1 protein-coding gene is annotated in these 682 nt (G+C 47.4%); it reads right to left on the bottom strand.

Annotated features, from left to right (window positions below; genetic code table 11):
• Positions 1-682, bottom strand: a 682-nt coding sequence (locus tag ACS8FC_RS17835) for a sensor histidine kinase family protein (RefSeq protein WP_459112978.1), incomplete at both ends; no start/stop codon positions are given.

Here is a 682-nt window from a genome sequence, read left to right as displayed (position 1 = left end):
AAGGTAATACTTTGCTTGAGCCACCATGCGATGAGACCCGCTAAAATGAGGGCAGCAATGCTGATAAATAGCACTGTGATCAGCATGCGGTTACGTGTATCGTCCAAATAAGGTAGCACGCTGGCGACAGGTTTGCCGACGCTGACCACACCGATAATCTCGCCAGACATATTCTTGATTGGCTGTGCGACATACATGACCGAGCCATCCCGCTGCTGGCCATCCCGCAGTGTACTTCTTGCACCGTATTGACCTCTTAATGTGAGATAGACATCATTCCAGCGCCCATAGTTTTGCCCTTCATTATTGTCAGGTTTGGGTAGCGAGTCATAAATGACCCTGCCGCTGCTGTCTGTTACATATACCCGAAAACTGCTATAGCTTTTGGTTTGATAGACGGGACCTAAATTATCGTTAATGGCTGGTATGCCAACAAAGGCCGCATCAAGTTGCGCTTGATAAGCTTCATCGTATAGTTGTCCTGTAGATAATGGCATCTGGAGACTGGCCGCAAGTAACTTACTGGTGTCTAGGAGCGTGTCTTCGATGACTTGCTGCGCGGTTGGCTTAACGTAGCCAAACAACTGAGTAAATACAACCACGCCGCAAATGATGAGCACCAAAGCGACTGCAAGCCAAATCCTAAAAAAGATACTTAAATTGAGCAGTCGTTTACGCTTAG

The organism is Psychrobacter sp. 1Y4, assembly GCF_051847555.1.
The sequence above is the reverse complement of the archived record's forward strand: the minus strand, read 5'-3'. Positions and strand labels throughout refer to the sequence as shown.